This window comes from Lacunisphaera limnophila (genome assembly GCF_001746835.1).
Taxonomy (GTDB): Bacteria; Verrucomicrobiota; Verrucomicrobiia; order Opitutales; family Opitutaceae; genus Lacunisphaera; species Lacunisphaera limnophila.
In genome coordinates this window covers 2,971,975-2,990,440 of record NZ_CP016094.1, presented here as the reverse complement: position 1 = coordinate 2,990,440, position 18,466 = coordinate 2,971,975, and the positions used below count along the sequence as shown (strand labels likewise).

General features: G+C 67.6%; 17 protein-coding genes. 8 read left to right on the top strand and 9 right to left on the bottom strand.

Features of this window, described 5'->3' with window-relative positions; translation table 11 throughout:
- Window positions 1–43 precede the first annotated feature (43 nt).
- Window positions 44–943, top strand: coding sequence for a PfkB family carbohydrate kinase (locus Verru16B_RS12490; RefSeq protein WP_069962590.1), 900 nt, complete (start codon window positions 44–46; stop codon window positions 941–943).
- Window positions 944–1,086: 143 nt separating this feature from the next.
- Here the strand turns inward: Verru16B_RS12490 and Verru16B_RS12485 are convergent, their stop codons facing one another.
- Complete coding sequence (locus Verru16B_RS12485; RefSeq protein WP_069962589.1) at window positions 1,087–1,704, bottom strand: redoxin domain-containing protein; 618 nt, start codon at window positions 1,702–1,704, stop codon at window positions 1,087–1,089.
- 102 nt (window positions 1,705–1,806) lie between these two features.
- Between Verru16B_RS12485 and Verru16B_RS12480 the strand changes: the two genes are divergently transcribed.
- From Verru16B_RS12480 to Verru16B_RS12450, 7 genes are all read left to right on the top strand, one after another.
- Entirely contained in the window at window positions 1,807–3,297 is a 1,491-nt protein-coding gene (locus Verru16B_RS12480; RefSeq protein WP_157772400.1) for a tetratricopeptide repeat protein, read from the top strand.
- The gene (locus Verru16B_RS12475; RefSeq protein ID WP_069962587.1) at window positions 3,294–4,910 is read left to right on the top strand and encodes an exosortase/archaeosortase family protein; all 1,617 of its coding nucleotides are present in this window, start codon (window positions 3,294–3,296) and stop codon (window positions 4,908–4,910) included. Before Verru16B_RS12480 ends, Verru16B_RS12475 begins: the two co-directional genes overlap by 4 nt.
- A 253-nt stretch (window positions 4,911–5,163) precedes the next feature.
- On the top strand, window positions 5,164–5,760 hold the full coding sequence (locus tag Verru16B_RS12470; protein WP_069963736.1) for a sigma-70 family RNA polymerase sigma factor: 597 nt from the start codon (window positions 5,164–5,166) through the stop codon (window positions 5,758–5,760).
- Window positions 5,757–6,605, top strand: coding sequence for an anti-sigma factor (locus tag Verru16B_RS12465; protein WP_069962586.1), 849 nt, complete (start codon window positions 5,757–5,759; stop codon window positions 6,603–6,605). The genes Verru16B_RS12470 and Verru16B_RS12465 overlap by 4 nt, the downstream gene beginning before the upstream one ends.
- A 95-nt stretch (window positions 6,606–6,700) precedes the next feature.
- Window positions 6,701–7,888, top strand: a complete 1,188-nt coding sequence (gene fabV, locus Verru16B_RS12460) for an enoyl-ACP reductase FabV (protein ID WP_069962585.1) — start codon at window positions 6,701–6,703, stop codon at window positions 7,886–7,888.
- 94 nt (window positions 7,889–7,982) lie between these two features.
- Window positions 7,983–8,483: a D-aminoacyl-tRNA deacylase gene (gene dtd, locus Verru16B_RS12455; RefSeq protein ID WP_069962584.1), complete on the top strand. Its 501-nt coding sequence runs from the start codon at window positions 7,983–7,985 to the stop codon at window positions 8,481–8,483.
- A gap of 63 nt (window positions 8,484–8,546) precedes the next feature.
- Window positions 8,547–9,053 (top strand): DUF3016 domain-containing protein, encoded by a 507-nt coding sequence (locus tag Verru16B_RS12450; RefSeq protein ID WP_069962583.1) that lies wholly within the window; start codon window positions 8,547–8,549, stop codon window positions 9,051–9,053.
- Window positions 9,054–9,185: 132 nt separating this feature from the next.
- Here the strand turns inward: Verru16B_RS12450 and Verru16B_RS12445 are convergent, their stop codons facing one another.
- The 8 genes from Verru16B_RS12445 to Verru16B_RS12410 form a co-directional block, all read right to left on the bottom strand.
- Window positions 9,186–9,887 carry an SDR family oxidoreductase gene (locus tag Verru16B_RS12445; protein ID WP_069962582.1) on the bottom strand — a complete coding sequence of 234 codons (702 nt, stop codon included), beginning with the start codon at window positions 9,885–9,887 and terminating at the stop codon, window positions 9,186–9,188.
- Window positions 9,888–9,981: 94 nt separating this feature from the next.
- Window positions 9,982–11,916: a Gfo/Idh/MocA family oxidoreductase gene (locus tag Verru16B_RS17915; protein WP_083270322.1), complete on the bottom strand. Its 1,935-nt coding sequence runs from the start codon at window positions 11,914–11,916 to the stop codon at window positions 9,982–9,984.
- A 67-nt stretch (window positions 11,917–11,983) separates the two neighbouring features.
- Window positions 11,984–13,573 carry an aldehyde dehydrogenase (NADP(+)) gene (locus tag Verru16B_RS12435; protein WP_069962581.1) on the bottom strand — a complete coding sequence of 530 codons (1,590 nt, stop codon included), beginning with the start codon at window positions 13,571–13,573 and terminating at the stop codon, window positions 11,984–11,986.
- Window positions 13,574–13,591: 18 nt separating this feature from the next.
- Window positions 13,592–14,857, bottom strand: coding sequence for an FAD-dependent oxidoreductase (locus Verru16B_RS12430; protein ID WP_069962580.1), 1,266 nt, complete (start codon window positions 14,855–14,857; stop codon window positions 13,592–13,594).
- A gap of 52 nt (window positions 14,858–14,909) precedes the next feature.
- On the bottom strand, window positions 14,910–15,839 hold the full coding sequence (locus Verru16B_RS12425; protein ID WP_069962579.1) for a proline racemase family protein: 930 nt from the start codon (window positions 15,837–15,839) through the stop codon (window positions 14,910–14,912).
- A 91-nt stretch (window positions 15,840–15,930) separates the two neighbouring features.
- Window positions 15,931–16,269 carry a P-II family nitrogen regulator gene (locus Verru16B_RS12420; RefSeq protein WP_069962578.1) on the bottom strand — a complete coding sequence of 113 codons (339 nt, stop codon included), beginning with the start codon at window positions 16,267–16,269 and terminating at the stop codon, window positions 15,931–15,933.
- A gap of 18 nt (window positions 16,270–16,287) precedes the next feature.
- Window positions 16,288–17,751, bottom strand: a complete 1,464-nt coding sequence (locus tag Verru16B_RS12415; RefSeq protein WP_083270321.1) for an ammonium transporter — start codon at window positions 17,749–17,751, stop codon at window positions 16,288–16,290.
- Window positions 17,752–18,073: 322 nt separating this feature from the next.
- A complete protein-coding gene (locus Verru16B_RS12410) occupies window positions 18,074–18,412 on the bottom strand; it encodes a P-II family nitrogen regulator (protein ID WP_069962577.1) in 339 nt (112 codons plus the stop codon).
- Window positions 18,413–18,466: the final 54 nt, after the last annotated feature.

The following is an 18,466-nucleotide window of genomic DNA, read 5'->3' as shown; positions in this document are numbered from 1 at the left end:
CAACCAGACCGGCTCGGGATTATCTGATCGCACCGCCCGCCCCATGCCGGATTCCCGCCCGCTCGTCGCCTGCTTCGGGGAAATCCTCTGGGATTTCCTGCCGCGTGGGGCGTTCCCGGGCGGGGCGCCGTTCAACGTCGCCTATCACCTGCACCGCCTCGGCCTGCATGCCCACCTCATCAGCGCCGTCGGCCAGGATCTCCTCGGCGACGACCTGCTGCGGCGGCTGCGCGCCTGGGGCCTGGAAACGGACGGCGTGACCCGCCACCTCGGTCTGCCCACGGGCCATGTGCAGGCCGTCCTCGACGCCACCGGCAGCGCCACCTACGAGATCACCCAGGAAGTCGCCTGGGACCAGATCATGCCCGGGGAGGACAGCATCCGCGCGGCCCACGGGGCTCGGGCGCTGGTCTTTGGTTCGCTGGCCCAACGCTCGCCCGCCAACCGCGCCGCGCTCAACCGGCTGCTTGCGGTGCTGCCGGCGGACGCGTGGCGCGTGCTCGATGTCAACCTGCGCCACCCCCACGACGACCTGACCCTGGTCCGAGAGCTCGCCCGGAAATGCACGCTCCTGAAACTCAACGCCGGCGAGGCGGCGCGCCTCACTGACGACACTCCCCTGCCCGGCCGTGAGGAAGCCCACGCCCGCGCGTTGGCCGTGAGTTGCGGGAATCCCTTGGTCTGCGTCACCGCCGGAGAACACGGCGCCGGCCTCCTCGCCCACGGCGCCTGGCACTGGGTAGCCGCCCGGCCCACGACCGTCCGCGATACCGTCGGCGCCGGCGATGCGTTCACCGCCGGCCTGCTCGCCGGCTTGCTCCGTCACGATGAAAGCCCCGCCGTCGCCCTCGAGCGCGCCTGCCGTCTCGGTGAGTTCGTCGCCGCCCGGGACGGTGCGACCCCGGCGTATGCGACAGATGCGCAGGGTTTGCCGGTGGGATAAGAGGAAAATCCCCATCCCGCGGGCGAGGTCGCCGGCTCTTCATGCGGCGGGGCGGGCACGCGATCCCGGGGTGCTCAGGGCCCGCCAGCAAAAAGCCGGAGCCCGTGCTCCGGCCTTTCGCTATGGCCAACGGAAAGGCTGACTCAGTTCGCGTACTTCACACCGCACCCGTAGGCACGCGTGACCGGGGTGGCGACCGGCTTGCCGGCCTTGAGGTCGGCGAAGGCGGCCTGCACGTAATTGGTCGCCCGCTTGATGTCCGCCGGGTTGCCCGAGCTGATGCTGTCGATGGCGCCGGCGTAGACGAGCGTCCCAGCGGGATCGATGATGAACAGCGTGGGTGTGTGGCGGGCGTCGTAGCGTTTGCCCACCTCGCCGGTCCGGTCACGGAGGTAGGCCGTGAAGGCGGCGTTGTTTTTGCGGCTCCAGGCCACCACTTCCTCCGCCTCGAAATCACCCTGCGCGCCTTCATGGCCGGAATTGATCGCGAACCATACCGCCCCCTCCGCCACCACCGCTGACTGGGTGGCGGGGAGGTTGCCGCTCCGGTCGTAGTGTTTCTGCACGATCGGACACTCCGGGTTGACCCATTCGAGGACCACGGTCTTGCCGCGGTAGGCCGACAGCGCGTGGGTCTGGCCGTTGACATCAGTGAGGGTGAAATCCGGAGCCGGTTGCCCGACCGCGGGCGCCGCCTGGGCGGCCAAGCCGAGGACCACCGCAGTGGCCCCGGCGAAGAGGAGTGAGGTGAACGATTTCATGGCGTGGAACAGCGAATCCTAGCCAGAAAACCGGCCCCGTCAAAGGACCGGAGCCGGCGAATTGCGCGTTGCGGGCGGGACCCGACGCCCTAGTTTGCCCGCGTGACCGGCTGGATCGCAGATTTCATTATGTTCTGGTGGGCGCTCCTTTACTGGAACGCCCGCAAGACCTGGTTCCGCCTGAAGGGCCCCACCCGCGACAGCTGTCCCTGCCAGGTCTTCAGCGATTCCGGCCACGCCCTCGACTCGCGCTGCAACGCGGTGACCCACTGGCGCCAGCCCGCGCGGTTCCGCCGCGTCTGCCCGCTGCTCACGGAGACCAAGGAAGGCTGGCGCTGCGGCGTCGATGCCGAGCGCGTCCGGCCGTTCTGGGGCCGCGCCGCCCTCTACGGCGGGGCTGCCTTTCTCAGCCTTTATCTCGCCGCCACCTTGGCGGTCTTCGCCTTCCTCCGCACCGCCAGCTATGATACCAGCTACCTGACCGTGGTCTGGCCGCCGCTCTGGTCCGAACTGCGCGGTTCCCAGGAAAAGCTTTATGCGACCCGGGCCCAACAGGCCCTGGCCAAGGGGGATTATGCCGAGGCGATCCTCGCCCTGCAGCTGGTCTGCGAGATCAACCCGCAGAACTACCCCGCCGCCCTCACCCTCGCCACCCTCAGCCAGATCGCCGGCCAGCCTTATGTGGCCGAGCACATCTACGCCCGGCTGATGCATGAGGTGCCCGAGCAGCGACCGGCCACCGCGCAGATCTGGATCCGCGCGCTGCTCGCGCGGGGCGACTACCCCCAGATCAAGCCCCTGGCCACTGCGATGCTCAGCGAGGATTCCGGCCGCCGCGAGGCCTGGCTCCACACCCTGCTCTTCTCCGCCCGCCAGACCCGCGACCAGTCCGCGCTCGAGACCCTCCTCAATCACCACACGGATCTGCCGGAGTGGTGCCTCGAACTCGCCCGCATCGAACTGCTCCTGCTCCAGCGCCACCCCGACCAGGCCCTGCCGCTCCTGACCCGCGTCCACGGCCGGCCCGGCAGCCCCTACCTGCCTTACTACCAGGCGGAGACGCTGATGGACCTCGGCCGCTTTGAGGCGGCGAGCGACCTGATCAATGCCTATGGTTCCCGCCTCCCGCTCGAGGAAGCCGCCTTCCTCCGCCTGCGCCTCTTCGAGGCCCAGAAATGGACCTCCTTGATGGGGCCGGAATACGACAACCTGCTGAGTTACCCCATGACGCCGCGGCTGGCGGCTCAGTTTTGTGCGTGGTTCATCCGCTCACCCGACGCCGCGGCCTTCACCCGCTACGCCGAGCGCTTCCAGCGGCACGGCCCGCCCTTGAGCAGTGACACCCTGCCCCTCTACCACGCGACGTACCTCGCGGCGATCGCGTGCAAGGACACAGCCCGCGCCGAAGAACTGGCCGGGACGATCACCCGCTTCACTGCCGCGAACGCCAAAGCGGTGAGGGCGGTCGGCGACCTGCTGCTGCAGGGTGCCGGCCAGCAGCAGCTCTCCCAACTGCTCCCGCTCGTGCCGCTGCCGGTGGAGGTCATCTACGTGGTGCTCGACCGCCCGACCGCCCCGGCCCGCAAGCCATGACTTCGGCCGCCCTTCCCGCCCCCCCGGCCGCCCGCGTCCGGTTGCCCGCGGGCATCTTGGTCATGCTGGCCGCACTCGGCGCCAGCGTCATCGCCTACAGCCTCCATCTGTGGCCGGAGTGGAGCCGGAACCCGGATCTCTCCCACGGTTTTTTTGCCCCGTTGATCTTCCTGCTGCTCCTGTGGGAAAGCCGGAAACAGGGCCCTTGGCGCTGGCTGCCCGCCCGCCCCTGGGCGCTCGGCCTGCTCACCCTCACCGTCACGGCCGGGCTGGCACTGGTGGGCCTCGCCGGGCTCTTCGCCGCCACCTTGGCGTGGAATCACGCGGTTGTGCTTTTCCTGCTCGCCGCCGCCCTGTCCGCCTTGCTGGGGGCGGGACTGTTGGTGCTGGCCGACGAACGCGTGCGTCTGCTGCCGCTCAACTGGATCAGCGTCACCGCCCTGCTGCTGTGGCCGATGGTCGCCCCGATCCCCGACGGCACCTACGCGCGCCTGACCTTCTCCCTGCAAAGCTGGGTGACGGGCGCCGTGATGGATGCCCTGCAGATCCTCGGCATCCCCGCCCGGCAACATGGCAACATCATCGAACTCGCCCGCACCACCGTGGGCGTCGAGGAGGCCTGCAGTGGCGTGCGCAGCCTCATTTCCTGCATCTACGCCGGATTCTTCTTCGCCGCCTGGCAGGTGCGGCGGCCCGCCCGGCGCCTGCTCCTGATCATCGCGGCGCCCGCGCTGGCCCTGGGCATGAACCTGCTGCGCTCGCTCACCCTCACCCTCTTGGCCAACCACGGCACCGACATCAGCGGCACCTGGCATGATGCCACCGGCTTCGCGATCCTCGGGGTCACCGCGGCCATTCTGGCCGGGCTCGCCGTCCTGTTGGAAAGTCGCGACCCACCGGAGACCCCACCAGCCGACCGCCCCATCACCCTCCCGCTCGGTGCCCTGCGGGTGTTCTGGACCGGCGCCGCCCTGGTGCTCGGTTTGGGCGGTTTCTTCTACCTCAATTCCCGGTCCATCACGACCATCCAGGTCCCGGAATCCGTCCCTTTCGCCCGCCTGCTCCCGGCCGAGGCCGCCGGCTGGCAAGTGGTGACTCCCGACGATCTCTACCGGTTTTCCGACATCCTCCGGACCGACTATCTCTCGGAACGCACCTACCTCCGCACCACCGAAAGCGGGGGGAATACCCAGCTGACCGTGTATGTCGCCTACTGGCCCGCCGGCCAGACCTCCGTGAGCCAGGTGGCTTCCCACACCCCCGACGCCTGCTGGCCGGGGGCCGGCTGGTCCAGCATCACCGCCGGCTCGGACCGCCGGCAGGTCATCACCCAGCCCGGCATGCAGCTCTCCCCGGCGGAATACCGCCTCTTCAAAACCGACCGCGGCAGCACCCAGCATGTCTGGTTCTGGCATCTGTTTGACGGCCGCGTGATCGACTACCGTGATCCGTACTCGCTGTCCGCCCTCCTGCAGATCGCGCTCAAATACGGTTTCAGCCGCCAAGGCAGCCAGTACTTCGTCCGCATCTCCAGCAACCGCCCCTGGTCCGAGCTCGCCGACGAGCCGCTCCTGCGCGAGATCCTGACCAACCTCGATCAAGTCGGATTGTGAGCCATGCCCTTTGCCGTCACCAAGCAGGAACGCTTCATGCTCGCCGTGCTCACCCTCCTCGTGGTGCTCGGGCTGATCGGTCTCGCCGTGCTCTGAGCGCCGCCATTGGGATTGCCAAGTCCGGTGATTTCATGAGCTTGGCATCCATCCGTCCGCCCCACGCGTAAACCATGCAATGCTCCTCTGCAGTGTCCCTCCGCTTGGCTTCCTCGGGTTTGAAAAAAACCGGGCGGAAACCCCGCGCCCGCGTCGCATGAGCCAGAACCAGCCCAACGACCCCGCCGGAGAGGACCGCAGCCGCGAACAGGCCCGCCTGGTCGCCGCCATGGCCCAGGGTGACAAGGCCGCGATGGGTTCCCTTTACGACCAGTTGTCCGGTCCCCTCTATTCCCTCGCCTACCGCATGCTGGGTGACGCGGGGGAGGCGCAGGACCTGACGCAGGACATTTTCCTCCAGCTCTGGCGCACCGCCGGCAGCTACGATGCGGGCCGCGGGAGTGTTTTCTCCTGGGCCGCCACCCTGGTCCGCAACCGGGCGATCGACCGCATTCGCATGCGCCAGCGGCGCAGCGAACTGCTCGCCCAAGCCGCGCCCGACCTCCAGCCCACCGCCCCGGGCGGCGACGCCGATTCGGCCGGAACGCTCTGGCTGCAGGAAAAAGCCACCGCCGTGCGCGCCGCCCTGGCCGAGATCGCCCCGGACCAGAAGCAGGCCATCGAGCTGGCCTTCTTCGGCGGCCTTACCCAGCAGGAAATCGCCGCCCGCCTCAACGAACCCCTCGGCACCATCAAGGCCCGCATCCGCCGCGGCCTGCTCAAGCTGAAGGACCGCCTTCCCGCCCGGTTATGATCACCGAACGCCACGAAGAACTCGCCGCCCTGCGCGCCCTCGGCCTGCTCGAGGAGCCGGAGCGCCTGGCGTTCCGGGCCGAGCGTTCCGCGGATCCCCAGGTCGAGGCGCTCGCGCGCTCCCTGGAGAACTCCGCCACCTATCTCGCGCTCGCCGCCCCGGCGCGGACTCCGCCGCCCGAGCTCAAGGCCCGCATCCTCGCCGCCTGCACGGGTCCCGGCCGCACCGCCAGCCCGCCGACGCCCCTGGCCCCGGTCACGCCCTTCCCGCTGCTGCGCCTCATACCTTGGGCCGCCGCCGCCCTGCTCACGATCTCCACCGCCTGGCTTGTTTCGCAAAACCTGGCCCTGCGCTCCGCCAACGACGCGTTGCTCACGCAACAGCGCCTAGCCCAGGTCGCCTACGAGACCGCGCAGAACCAGCTGGCCGAGCGCTCCCTCCTGGCCGAGACCATGATCAACGACCTCGGCTCACGCCTGCGCCGCTCCGAGGATCTCGCCCGCCTCAAGGTCTCCGCCCTCGCCTCGCTCGCCGGCAACACCGCCGAGGCCCAGGCCATCGCGGTCTGGGATCCCGAGCAGCAGGCCGGCCTCCTCACCTTCGAAAAGCTTCCGGTCATCGCCGATTCGCAGGATTATCAGATCTGGGTCGTCGACCCGGCCTACCAGAATCCGGTCAATGGCGGCGTCTTCCACGTCGCGGCCGACGGACGGGTCGTCCTCGCCTTCCGGCCTGATCAGCCCGTGACCAAGGCCACCGCTTTCGCCATCAGCTTGGAGAAGAAGGGCGGCGTCCCCAAGGCCGAGGGCCCGATTGTCCTGCTGGGCAAGCTGCCCAGCATCTGAACCCGACCGGGGGCCTTGGCCCCCTGGCGGGACCCGTTTCCCCACGGTAACTTGGCACTTGTCAGACCCCCGGCGGCCGTAAGAATTCGCGGCCAATGATCATCAAACCGAAGGTCCGCGGCTTCGTCTGCGTCACCGCCCACCCCGCCGGTTGCGCGGCCCACATCCAGCAGCAGATCGACTACGTCAAGGCCAAGGGCCCGATCAAGGATGGCCCCCGCAAGGTCCTCGTCATCGGCGCCTCCACCGGCTTCGGCCTGTCGTCCCGCATCACCGCCGCCTTCGGCTCCGGCGCAGCCACCCTGGGCATCTTCTACGAGCGTCCTTCCGAGGAAGGCCGCCCCGCCACCCCGGGCTGGTACAACAGCATCGCCTTCACCCAAGCCGCCCGCGCGGCGGGTCTTTACGCCCAGAATATCAACGGCGACGCGTTCTCCGACGATATCAAGAAACAGGCCCTCGCGATCATCGCGCGTGACCTCGGCCAGGTTGACCTCGTCGTCTACTCCCTCGCCTCCCCCCGCCGCCAGCACCCGCGCACCGGCGCCGTGCACAAGTCCACCCTCCAGCCGATCGGCACCGCCTACACCAACAAGACCGTCGACACCGACAAGGGCATCGTCAGCGAGGTCACCATCCAGCCCGCGGATGAGGCCGGCATCGCCGACACCCTGGCCGTCATGGGTGGCGAGGATTGGGAAATGTGGATGGACGCCCTGAGCGAGGCCAAGCTCCTCGCCCCCGGCGCCACCGCGATCTCCTATTCGTACATCGGGCCCATCCACACCTGGCCGATTTACAAGGACGGCACCATCGGCCGCGCCAAGATCGACCTCGAGCGCGCCGCCAAGGCGATCCACGCCAAGCTTCAGGCCACCGTCGGCGGCCGCGCCTTCATCTCCGTGAACAAGGCGCTTGTCACCCAAGCCAGCTCGGCCATCCCGGTCGTGCCGCTGTACATTTCGATTCTCTACAAGGTCATGAAGGCCGCCGGCACCCACGAGGGCTGTATCGAGCAGATCCAGCGCCTCTTCGCCACCCAGCTCTTCAACGGCCAGCAGCCCACCTTCGACAGCGAGGGCCGCGTGCGCGTCGACGACTGGGAGATGCGCCCCGCGATCCAGGACGCCATCTCGGCCATCTGGCCCCACGTCACCACGGAAAACCTCGTCGAGCTGACCGACATCACCGGCTACCGCACGGAGTTCCTCAAGATGTTCGGCTTCGGCCTCCCCGGCATCGACTACGACGCCGACATCGAGCCGCACCTGCCGATGATCTGAGCGTCGGCAGGTAACAAGGAACACGGGTCAAGTAATCGGCAGACCGACTATCGGGCCCCTTCCTCTTACTTGATCATCGTTCCTTCCCCGAGCCATGCGAGTGGTGATCCAGCGCGTCAGCTCCGCCCGCGTGACCGTCAGCGAGCGGGTCACCGGGCAGATTGAGCGCGGCCTGCTGGTCCTGGTCGGCATCGAGGCCGCCGACACCGCGGCCGATGGCCAATGGCTCGCCGAGAAGCTGGTGAAGCTGCGGATCTTTGACGATGCCGACGGCAAGATGAACCTCTCCCTCCTCGACCTGGCCGCCGCGGAGACCCCCGCATCGTCCTCCGCCCTCCGGCCCCTCATCCTCCTGGTCAGCCAGTTCACCCTGCACGCCAGCTTGGCCAAGGGCACCCGCCCGTCATTCCACGCCGCGGCCCGGCCCGAGCTGGCGCGTCCATTGTACGAGGGCCTGATCCTCCAGCTGGCGGCGGCCCTCGGCCGCCCGGACGGCCACGGCGTGCAGACCGGCGAATTCGGCGCGTTGATGCAGGTAGCCTCGGTCAATGACGGCCCCGTGACGCTCTGGCTCGACTCAAAAGTACGGGCCTGACCTGAGAAAAAACTCGCGTCCCGGATGGCACTTTTTTCCCTGAATCCTGTCAGTGGGGGGACCATGAAAACCCTAACCAAAACCTCCCTCCTGTTCACCGTGGCCCTGACTGTGGGTGCGGTCATGGCCTCCGCCGAGGAAAAATCGGCCAACGTCACCGTGAACTTCCATGAGTCCGACAAGTTCACCGATGTGCGGACGTCGCTCGGCAGCGGCACTGATGAGTATTACCTCAAGGAACTGCGCCGCCATGTCGAAAAGCTCGCCGCGAAGCAGCTCGCCCCCGGGCAGAAGCTCGAGGTGACCTTCACCGACATCGACCTCGCCGGCGACTACCTGCCCACCCCAGCCAAGAGCCAGGATGTCCGCATCATCAAGGAAATCTACCTCCCGCGCATGAAGCTCTCCTTCCGCCTGCTCGATGAGACGGGCAAGGTCATCAGCGAGGGCGAGCGCCGTCTCAGCGACATGAACTTCATGAGCAACATCAACCCCATCGGCCGGGGCGAACCGCTCTACTACGACAAAGCCCTGCTCGACGATTGGATCCGCAAGGAATTCAAATCCTGAGCTGCCTCCCGTCTCAACCCTCCCTGCCCGGCCCTCGTGCCGGGCATTTTTTTGCCCGGGCCCGCCCTCGGCCCAAGGTGGAACCCGGCCTCCGGACGGGTTGTTCGCGCGCGCCAAAACCGCGCCAGCCGCTCACCCCTCGAATTCCGCCACGCTTAATGAGCGTCCGTTGTCCTTCCTTCCGAACTGCAGGATGTACGGCGCGGCCCGTGTGGCCCAGGCATCCGCCTTGGGATAGGCGGCCGCCCCGTCAGCCCAGCACTGGCGCAGCATGTCGGTGTCGATGACCCCGGGATTCAGCGGCACCGCGGCCAGGCCCGCCGGCAGTTCCTGCGCGAGGGCCAGCGTGAGGCCCTCGATCGCATACTTGGAGGCGCAGTACGGCGCGACCTCGGGCGAGGTGCTCCGGCCCCAGCCGGAACTCAGGTTCACGATCACGCCCGAGCCCCGCGCCACCATCGCCGGCACGAAGTGACGGATCACACAGGCCACGCCCTTGAGGTTCACGTCGACGAGGCGGTTGAATTCGCCCGCCGGCACCTGCCAGAGGGGCGCCGGGGTGTTCACCACCGCGGCGTTGTTGATCAGCAGGTCCGGCGCGCCATGCACCGCCAGCACCTTCTCGGACCAGAGCGCGACCTTGTTCTCCTCGGTGACATCCACCGCGGCAAAATCATGCGGCGCCGGATGCGTGAACCGCAGGTTTAAAATCTCCGCGCTGCGCGCGCACCCGATGACGGTGTGCCCGTGGGCGATGAACCACTCCGCCAAGGCCCGACCGAGGCCGCGGGTCACCCCGGTGATGACGATTTTCTTGGAAACGGATGCGGACATGACGACAGGCTAGTCCGCGAGCCCAGCGGAGCAACCCATGATAATCACTGCAGGCGTCCGTGGGTAAAATTCGCGCGGAACGCCGGACCCAGCCTCACCGCGCCCAGTCCTGCGGCGGGGGCGCAGGGAACGTGCTCGTAAGTCGAACCGCCTGGCCCGTGCGCAGCGCGGAGTGAACCGACTCCATGACTTCAACGACATGGGCCGCGTGCGCGCCCCCGGTCGGGTGCGCTGCGCCGGTGCGCAGGCCGCGCCACAATCCGACCACGCCGGCCGCCCAGTCGACATACCACCGGCCGGTGCCAGCGGATTCCCGCACGGGCGGCACGCGCCGGTAACTGCCTCCGTTGGCGCACACCCGCACCGGCGCCGTGGCGGCAAACCACTCCGTGTTGATCGAACCGGCATCGCCATGGAAATCGAGCGTGGCCTGCCATTGCGTCGCGTTCATCACGTAGAAATTCGCCGTCAACCGCACCTGCAGGCCGCCGGCGAACTCCAGCACCGCCGCCGCCCAGTCCTCCGTCGTGATCGTGAACGGTTTCCCGTCCTTGGTCCGACGGTCCGGCAGCAACACGCCCCCGCCCGCCGTCACCTTGGCCACCGGGCCGAACCAGGCGGTGAGCAGGGACAAAGGATAGACCGCGACATCAAACACCGGTCCCGCCGCGTAGAACGGCGCCGGATTCGGATGCCAGCTTTCGATCCGCCCCCAGTCCACGGTCGCGTAGGCCACGCGCGGCGTGCCGATGCGGCCGTCGCGGATCAGCTTCCACGCCGACTGCTGCGCCTCACCGAGCCAGGTGACCGGCGCACAGCTCAGGCGCAGGCCCTTGGCCTCGGCCAGGGCGACAAGTTTCTTCGCCTCGGCGTACGACGGCGCGAGGGGTTTCTCGGAGTGAACGTGTTTGCCCGCCTCCAGGCACTTCGTGACGACCTCGACGTGCGCCTGCTGGATGGTGAGATTCACGACGGCCTCGACCGCCGCGTCCGCCAGCACCTCGTCGAGGGTGGCGTAAGCCTTGCCGCCGTGCTTGGCGACCCAGTCCCGCGCGCGCGCCGGATCCAGGTCCTGCGCGCCGAGGATCTTGATTTCCGGACAACGCCCCAGAGCCTCGCCGTATTGGCCGGCGATGTTGCCGCAGCCCACCACGACGATGCGCAGCGGCTCGGCCAGGTTCCTCGGTGTGACCGCATCCCACCACTGCTCGACGCGTTCCCGGCTTTCCCGCGCGTCCTCGCGCGGGTCGAAGGTCTCCGGCTCGTGCTCGATGCCGATGGAGCCCCGGAAGCCGGTCGCGCGCAGGTGCTCCACGATGGCCCGTATCGGCACGATGCCATCGCCCAACCGGCACGTCTCATGGCCCATGTCTGCAAATTCCAGCCCGGTCTTCTCCGCGCGCCGCGGTTTCACATCCTTGAGGTGGATGGCAAACATCCGGGAGCCGAGATCCTTGAGCGCCGCCAGCGCATCCCAGCCCGCCGTGCCACACCAGCCGGTGTCGAGCGCGATGCCGACGACGTCTTCGTCCCCGGCACCGAGCCGCGCGAGCAGCTCGGCCGAGGTTTTTTCCGGGTGGTTCTCGATGGCGTAGCCCACGCCGTGCTCCCGCAGGATCGCCACGGCGGCGGCGCGGTCGGCATGGAACAGCTCGCAGTGGCCCACGAAATACGGAATATCCAGCGCCACGCACAGCCGGCACGCGCCCTCCAGATCCGCCGCGCCGCCCATCACCCACGCCGGGTAACTGCGCACCGCCAACCCGTGTTTGCCGAGCAGGGCCTTGGCCGTCTCCACATGCTGGAGCGTCGCCCAGCGCCAGTGCAGGTGCGCGCACCACAGGTCGATGGACGTGAAGCCCAGCGCCTTGATCTCGCCGAGCATGGCGTCAAACCGCGCCTCAAAGGTGTCGAGCGGCGCGAACCAGTCGTTCGACGCCTTGTCACCCTGGCCCCACCCCTGGTCCATCCGATAGCCCAGCGGGCGTGCGACAAGGTTGGCGGTGATGAAGGAAGGGGTAGGTAACATGGCGACCAGTCTAACGGCCGCGCGCGGAATGTCACGGCGAGGTTGCCGTGCAGTCCGGGTGGAACCCTCAGCCCACCGGCGCCTTCGTCAGTTCGCCGTTCACGAGCCGCCAGACCCCCAAGGGGTTGGCGTTCTGCAGTTCGGCCGGCAGCAAGCCGTCGGCGAAGCCCTGGTAGCAGACCGGCCGCGCCCAGCGGCCCAGCGCACGCGTGCCAACCGACGTGGTGCGCCCGCCGTCACTGGTCGCCGGGTAAGGCCCGCCGTGCACCATGGCATGGCTGACTTCCACCCCGGTGGGATAGGCGTTAAACACAATCCGGCCGGCCTTGGTGGCGAGAATTTCGATCAAGTCATTCTGGTCCTTCGCCTCCTCGGTTCCCACGTGCACGGTGGCCGTCAGCGAACCCTCGAGGTGCGTCGCCACCGCCAGCATCTCGGCGCGATCCTTACACCAGACCACCAGCGAACTCGGCCCGAAAATCTCGGCCGCGAGCGAGGGATTGCCCATATGGACCATCGCCTCGGTCTCGAACCACACGGGGGCCGCGCTGCACAGCGAGGTCGCATTGCCCTGGGCGAGAACCTTGACCCCGGGCTGCTGCGCGCGGGCGGTCGTGTGGGCCACAAAGCTCTTCCTGATGCCCGGCGTGAGCATCACGCCCTCCAGGGTCGCGGCGAGGCGCGCCGCCAGATCCTTCACAAATTGCTCCGCCGCCGGCGTGCGCTGCAGGACGATCAATCCCGGATTGGTGCAAAACTGGCCGACGCCCAACATCGCCGAGGCGTAAAGGCCCTCGACCATCCCCGCCGCGCGTTCGCCGATGGCGCCGGGCAGGATGAAAACCGGGTTCACGCTCCCCATCTCGGCATAGACCGGAATCGGCTCGGGCCGCGCCGCGCCGAGATCCGTGAGGGCGCGGCCGCCCTTCACCGAACCGGTGAAACCGGCCGCCTTGATGAGCGGGTGCTGCACGAGCGCCTGGCCGACCTCGAAGCCCGCGTCGAACAGCAGGGAAAACGTGCCCTCGGGCAACCCGCAGTCCCGCACGGCGTGCAGGATCAGGCGGCCGGTCAGTTCGCTGGTGCCGGGGTGCGCTGGGTGCGCCTTGACGATGACCGGGCACCCCGTGGCCAAGGCGGAGGCGGTGTCCCCGCCCGCCACCGAATAGGCGAAGGGAAAATTACTGGAGCCGAACACCACGACCGGGCCGAGCGGACGCATCATCGACCGGTGATCGGGCTTGGGCAGCGGCTTGCGCTCGGGCAGCGCGGTCTCGATGCGGGCATCGAGCCAGTCGCCGCGTTCGGCACTTTCGGCGTAGAGCCGCAACTGGCCGGCGGTGCGGGCGACCTCACCCCGCAACCGGGTCTCGGCCAACGCCGTCTCCTGCATGGCGCGCGCCACGAGGTCATCGACCTTGGTCTCCAGGTTGGCCGCGATGGCGCGCAGGAATTTGCCCCGGGCCGCGCCCGACAGGCGCGCCAACGCGGGGGCGGCGGCCGCCGCCAGTTCAGCAGCGCGGGCCACGTCGGCGGCGCTCGCCGACAGGAAGGAGGGCTCGATCGGCGTGCCTTTCGCCGGGTCGAAAGCCTTGAAGGAAGCGCCCATGGCGCCACTGGAACCGAAGCCGATGAGGGAGCCGCCGTCTGGTTTCATAGGGGTAAAGCCGCGGAGTTAGGCGAAGCGATCCGGATTAAGCAAAGTCAGATTGATCGAAGGTTTGCGCTCCCTAATGACCTCGGCGACCAGCCGCCCGGTCACCGGGGCCAGCGTGACCCCCAACATGGCGTGGCCGCAGGCCGCCGTCAGGTTGGTCCAGCGCCCGAAACGGCCGAGATAAGGCAAGCCGTCCGGCGAGACCGGCCGGTAGCCAAACCAGGGCCGGAGGCCGGCAAAGTCCGCCGGGGTGAATTCCGGCATGTACGCAGTGACCCCGGCCACGATCTGCTCGATGCGCTCCGGCCGCACCCGGTCGTCATGCCCGGCGATCTCCATCGTGCCGCCGAACCGCAGGGTGTCCCCCATCGGCGTGACCGCCACGCGGCGTTCCTTCAGGATAAAGGGCTTGGTGATCCGGAAGCGTGGGTTCGGCAGCGTGAGGCTGTACCCCTTGCCCGCCTGCATCGGGAGGCGCAGGTCGAGCCCGCCGAGCATTCCCGAGGACCACGATCCGCCCGCCAACACGAATTCATCGGCGACCAGGTCGCCCGCCGTAGTCTGCACGGCGGCCAGCCGCCGCTCCAGCGTGCGCCAGCCGTAGATCGTCGTGCTCCACTGGAAACGCACCCCCATCTCCTGCAAGAGCGGGGTCAAAGCCGCGCCAAACCGGGCTGGCGTGAGGTGGGCATCGATCGGGAAATAAACCGAGCCGGCAACGGCGAGCTTCACTCCGAGGCCAAGCGCGGAGGTCTGCGCGGCGTCCAGCACGCGCGCCTCCACCCCGAGCTCGTTGGCCACCCGCGCCAGGCCGTTGGCCTCGTCGTCGAGGCTTTGCTGGGTGCGACACACATTCAGCAAGCCGTCCTTCCGGAACTCCGAGCGGTGGCCCGTGATTTCGTCCAGTTCCTCGTACAGCGTGCGGCTCTCCAGGCAAAGGTCGCGCAATAGCGGCGCCGCCCGCTCGACCTGGCGGCGGTTGCTGGCGCGCCAGAACAGCCAGGCCCACCGCATGAGCTCGGTGTCGAGCCGCGGCTGGATGTAGAACGGGCTGCGGGAATTCAGCATCCATTTCAGCCCCTTCCATACCATGCCTGGCGCCGCCAGGGGAATGACATGGCTGGGCGACACATAGCCCGCGCTGCCGAGGGCACAGTGGTCATGGTCGGCCTGCGACCGGCGCTCGATCACCGTCACCGCATGCCCGTCCCGCGCGAGGTAATAGGCCGTGCATAGGCCCACGATGCCGCCGCCGCAGATGATGACGGATTTGGACCGGCGCATGGTCAGCGAGGCCGAATGCCTCCCCGTAGTGCCGGCCTGAAGGGCAGACTCTTCATGCCATCCCCCACGCAAACGGATCGGCCGGATCAACGAGGAGCGTCCCCTCGCCAATCACGTAGGCCGTGCCCGTGATGCTGGGGATGATTTTGTCGCCCTGTTTCCGGTACTTCGCGCGGATGACGCTGCCCAGGATGCCCTCCTGCACCCACTCCGTGCCCGCCGCGACCTGCCCGTCGGCCGCGAGACACGCCAGCCGGGCGCTGGTGCCCGTGCCGCTGGGCGAGCGGTCGTAGGCCGAGCCGGGCCCCAGGACAAAATTGCGGCTGTTCACGCCGGGCTGCGTGCCGGGACCGAAGAGCGCGACATGATCCACCTCGGGAAAACCGGAATCGCTCACCGCCTGGCGGATGCGCGCGCAGTAATCCGTCAGCTGCTGCAGATTGTCCAGCGCGAGCCGCTGGTCGTGCTGCTCAATCACGCAAAACCAGTTGCCGCCGAAGGCCAGGTCCACGTTCACATCGCCCACGCCGGGCAGGTAGAGGGGCAGCTCCTTCTCCCGGCGGTAGGCCGGCACGCTCTCGAACGTGACCTCGCCGCCCGCCCCGAGCTGCGCGGAGACCGGCCCGGCCGGGGTGTCGAGTTTCACGGGACCGGGCTGGATCCGGCCGAGATGCGCCAGCGCCACGACGGTGCCGATGATCCCCTGGCCGCACAGGCCGAGGAGGCCGGCGTGGTTGAAGAAAATGACGCCAAACTGGCAGGACTTGTCGTGCGGCTCGACCAGGAGCGCGCCGACCAGGGCCTGCGAACCGCGCGGCTCGCCGACGATGGCGCGACGGTAGGCATCGTGGCGCGCCTGAAATACCTTCACCCGGTCCGCCAGGGGACCGGCGCCGAGGTCGGGACCGCCCGCCAGCACCAGCCGCGTGGGAGCGCCGCCGGCGTGGGCATCGAGAATCTTGATCGGGAGGAGTTCAGCCATGGAGGAAAGACATGAGACGTTCACGCCCGACAAGAAAAGCAAAAAGCCGGCCGCCCGAAGGCGGCCGGCCGGAGAGCGGGGCCGAATGGGCCTAGACGGCTGCGGAACCGTGCTCGTCGGTGCGGATGCGCACGACGTCCTCGAGCGGCAGGACGAAGATCTTGCCGTCGCCGATCTTGCCGGTCTTGGCGGCGCCGGAGATGGCCGCGATGGCCGGCTGCAGGAGCTCGTCGCTGACGGCGATCTCGAGCTTCACCTTGGGCAGGAAGTCCACGGTGTATTCGCTGCCGCGGTAGATCTCGGTGTGGCCCTTCTGGCGGCCAAAGCCCTTGACCTCGGTGACGGTAAGGCCTTCCACGCCGGCTTTGGCCAGCGCTTCTTTGACCTCGTCCAGCTTGAACGGCTTGATGATGGCGATGATGAGTTTCATGTAAGTGAGAAGTTGAGGTTAGAGGATGTAGCCTTCCTCGCTGTGATCGGTGATGTCCAGGCCCTGCTGTTCGGCCTCCGCGGTAGGCCGCAGGCCCAGAACCGCCTTGACGATGTAGGCGATCACGACGGTCGCCACGATGGAGAGCACCAGCGTGATGCCGATGGCCTTCAATTGCGCCACCCACAGCCCGCCGTCGGTCACCAAGGCCGCCAGGCCGTTCTTCTTGGCGTAGCCGTCGGAGACCAGGTTGGAGTTCACCTCGGCGGTGGCGAGAAACCCGGTGAGCAGCGCCCCGAGGGTGCCACCGACCGCGTGCACCCCGAAGGTGTCCAGCGCATCATCGTACTTGAAGAGCGCCTTCAGCTTGGTGCAGGCGAGGAAGGGCACGATGCCGGCGAGGACGCCGATGATGATCGAGCCGGTCGCGTCCACGAAGCCCGTGGCGGGCGTGATCACGACCAGGCCGGCCACGATGCCCGAGCAGAAGCCCAGCACGGAGGCGTGGCCGCGGGTGATCTTCTCCAGCGCACCCCACACGAAGCCGGCGACAGCGGCGGCCAGCGTGGTGGTCATGAAGGCGTTGGCGGCGACGCCATCAGCCGCGAGGGCCGAGCCGGCGTTGAAGCCGTACCAGCCAACGTAGAGCATGCCGGTACCGACCATGCACAAGACCATGGAGTGCGGGGCCATCTTTTCCTTCCCGAAGCCCAGGCGGGGCCCGAGGATGAGGCAGAGCACCAGGGCAGACCAGCCCGAGCTCATGTGCACCACGGTGCCGCCGGCGAAATCGATGGCCGGGATGGCGGCATCAGCGTTCCACACGCCGTTCATCAGGCCGGTGGCGCCCCAGACCATGTGGGCGAGGGGGAAGTAAACGACGAGCATCCACAGCGTCACAAACAGGATGACGGCCGAGAACTTCATGCGCTCGGCGATAGCGCCCACGATCAGCGCCGGCGTGATGATGGCGAACATGAGCTGGTACATCGCAAACACATTCTGGGAGATCCAGTACGCGTAGTTGGTGTTGGGAGCCGAGGTCACGCCCTTGAGTAAGAGGAACTCGGTACCGCCCAGGTAGGGGCTGCCGAAGCTGGTGCCGAACACCAGGCTGTAACCGAAGGCCCACCACAGGATGGTCACCAGGCCGGTGATACCCAGACACTGCGCGAGCACGGAGAGGACGTTCTTCTTACGGACCAAACCACCGTAGAAGAGAGCCAGGCCGGGCAGGGTCATGAACAACACCAAGGCGGCGCAGATCATCATGAAACCGTTGTGACCAGGACCAGCCACGCCGGCGAGGCCCGCACCGGGGTCCGTGTTGTTCACATAGGCGGCGAAGGCGCCGTCCACCGCCGGGGGGGCTTCGGTGGGGGCCGCATCTTGGGCAAGCGCGGAGGAAGCCCAGGCAGACGCGAAGATCGCGCCGACCAAGGCCAGGAGGCGAAGTCGTTTGGGTGTCGTTGGATGATTCATGATCGCTTCGTTATTAGCAGCTCCGATGCCATGAATTCCCGTATTTGCGTCCTATGCCGACATGAAGCGGTTTCATGCGGCACGCCGAATCAGCCATAATCCATTCATTACCTATTATTTGCTAAATGCATAGCCTGACCAATCCGGGCGCAACTGTGCCATCCCTGAGACGGCATGAAGAACCGGTCGACTCGCGGGTCTATGAAGGTGCCGCGATCCCGCCGGATCGAGGAAAGCCCGATTGCCGCCAGCCACTCGCAGCCAAAACAAAACCGGCGCCGTTGGGACGGGGCCGGTCGGATGAAACGGAGGCGGTTGCGGGTCAGATGGCCGCGTCGCCGTGCTCGTCGGTGCGGATGCGGATGACGTCATCCACAGGCGAGATGAACACCTTGCCGTCGCCAATCTTGCCGGTCTTGGCGCCGTTCACGATCGCGGCGACGACCTTGTCCTTCACATCGTCGGCCACGACGATCTCGAGTTTGATCTTCGGGAGGAAGTCGACGGTATATTCACTGCCGCGGTACACCTCGGTATGGCCCTTCTGGCGGCCGAAGCCCTTCACCTCGGTGACGGTCATGCCTTCCACGCCCACCTGCGTGAGGGCTTCTTTGACGGCTTCGAGTTTGAACGGCTTGATGATGGCGGTGATGAGTTTCATGGGGTCAGGGGTTTTGCCCTGATTCTCACCGGGTGACCCGGCGGCGCAAGCTTA

What these genes read in the sequence shown, in the direction of transcription:
- Verru16B_RS12450 (WP_069962583.1), top strand. Translation starts at nt 8,547, where the DNA reads ATGAAAACCCTAACCAAAACCTCCCTCCTGTTCACCGTGGCCCTGACT.
- fabV (WP_069962585.1), top strand. Translation starts at nt 6,701, where the DNA reads ATGATCATCAAACCGAAGGTCCGCGGCTTCGTCTGCGTCACCGCCCAC.
- Verru16B_RS12465 (WP_069962586.1), top strand. Translation starts at nt 5,757, where the DNA reads ATGATCACCGAACGCCACGAAGAACTCGCCGCCCTGCGCGCCCTCGGC.
- dtd (WP_069962584.1), top strand. Translation starts at nt 7,983, where the DNA reads ATGCGAGTGGTGATCCAGCGCGTCAGCTCCGCCCGCGTGACCGTCAGC.
- Verru16B_RS12425 (WP_069962579.1), bottom strand. Translation starts at nt 15,839, where the DNA reads ATGGCTGAACTCCTCCCGATCAAGATTCTCGATGCCCACGCCGGCGGC.
- Verru16B_RS12410 (WP_069962577.1), bottom strand. Translation starts at nt 18,412, where the DNA reads ATGAAACTCATCACCGCCATCATCAAGCCGTTCAAACTCGAAGCCGTC.
- Verru16B_RS12445 (WP_069962582.1), bottom strand. Translation starts at nt 9,887, where the DNA reads ATGTCCGCATCCGTTTCCAAGAAAATCGTCATCACCGGGGTGACCCGC.
- Verru16B_RS12415 (WP_083270321.1), bottom strand. Translation starts at nt 17,751, where the DNA reads ATGAATCATCCAACGACACCCAAACGACTTCGCCTCCTGGCCTTGGTC.
- Verru16B_RS12435 (WP_069962581.1), bottom strand. Translation starts at nt 13,573, where the DNA reads ATGAAACCAGACGGCGGCTCCCTCATCGGCTTCGGTTCCAGTGGCGCC.
- Verru16B_RS17915 (WP_083270322.1), bottom strand. Translation starts at nt 11,916, where the DNA reads ATGTTACCTACCCCTTCCTTCATCACCGCCAACCTTGTCGCACGCCCG.
- Verru16B_RS12430 (WP_069962580.1), bottom strand. Translation starts at nt 14,857, where the DNA reads ATGCGCCGGTCCAAATCCGTCATCATCTGCGGCGGCGGCATCGTGGGC.
- Verru16B_RS12475 (WP_069962587.1), top strand. Translation starts at nt 3,294, where the DNA reads ATGACTTCGGCCGCCCTTCCCGCCCCCCCGGCCGCCCGCGTCCGGTTG.
- Verru16B_RS12420 (WP_069962578.1), bottom strand. Translation starts at nt 16,269, where the DNA reads ATGAAACTCATCATCGCCATCATCAAGCCGTTCAAGCTGGACGAGGTC.
- Verru16B_RS12485 (WP_069962589.1), bottom strand. Translation starts at nt 1,704, where the DNA reads ATGAAATCGTTCACCTCACTCCTCTTCGCCGGGGCCACTGCGGTGGTC.
- Verru16B_RS12490 (WP_069962590.1), top strand. Translation starts at nt 44, where the DNA reads ATGCCGGATTCCCGCCCGCTCGTCGCCTGCTTCGGGGAAATCCTCTGG.
- Verru16B_RS12470 (WP_069963736.1), top strand. Translation starts at nt 5,164, where the DNA reads ATGAGCCAGAACCAGCCCAACGACCCCGCCGGAGAGGACCGCAGCCGC.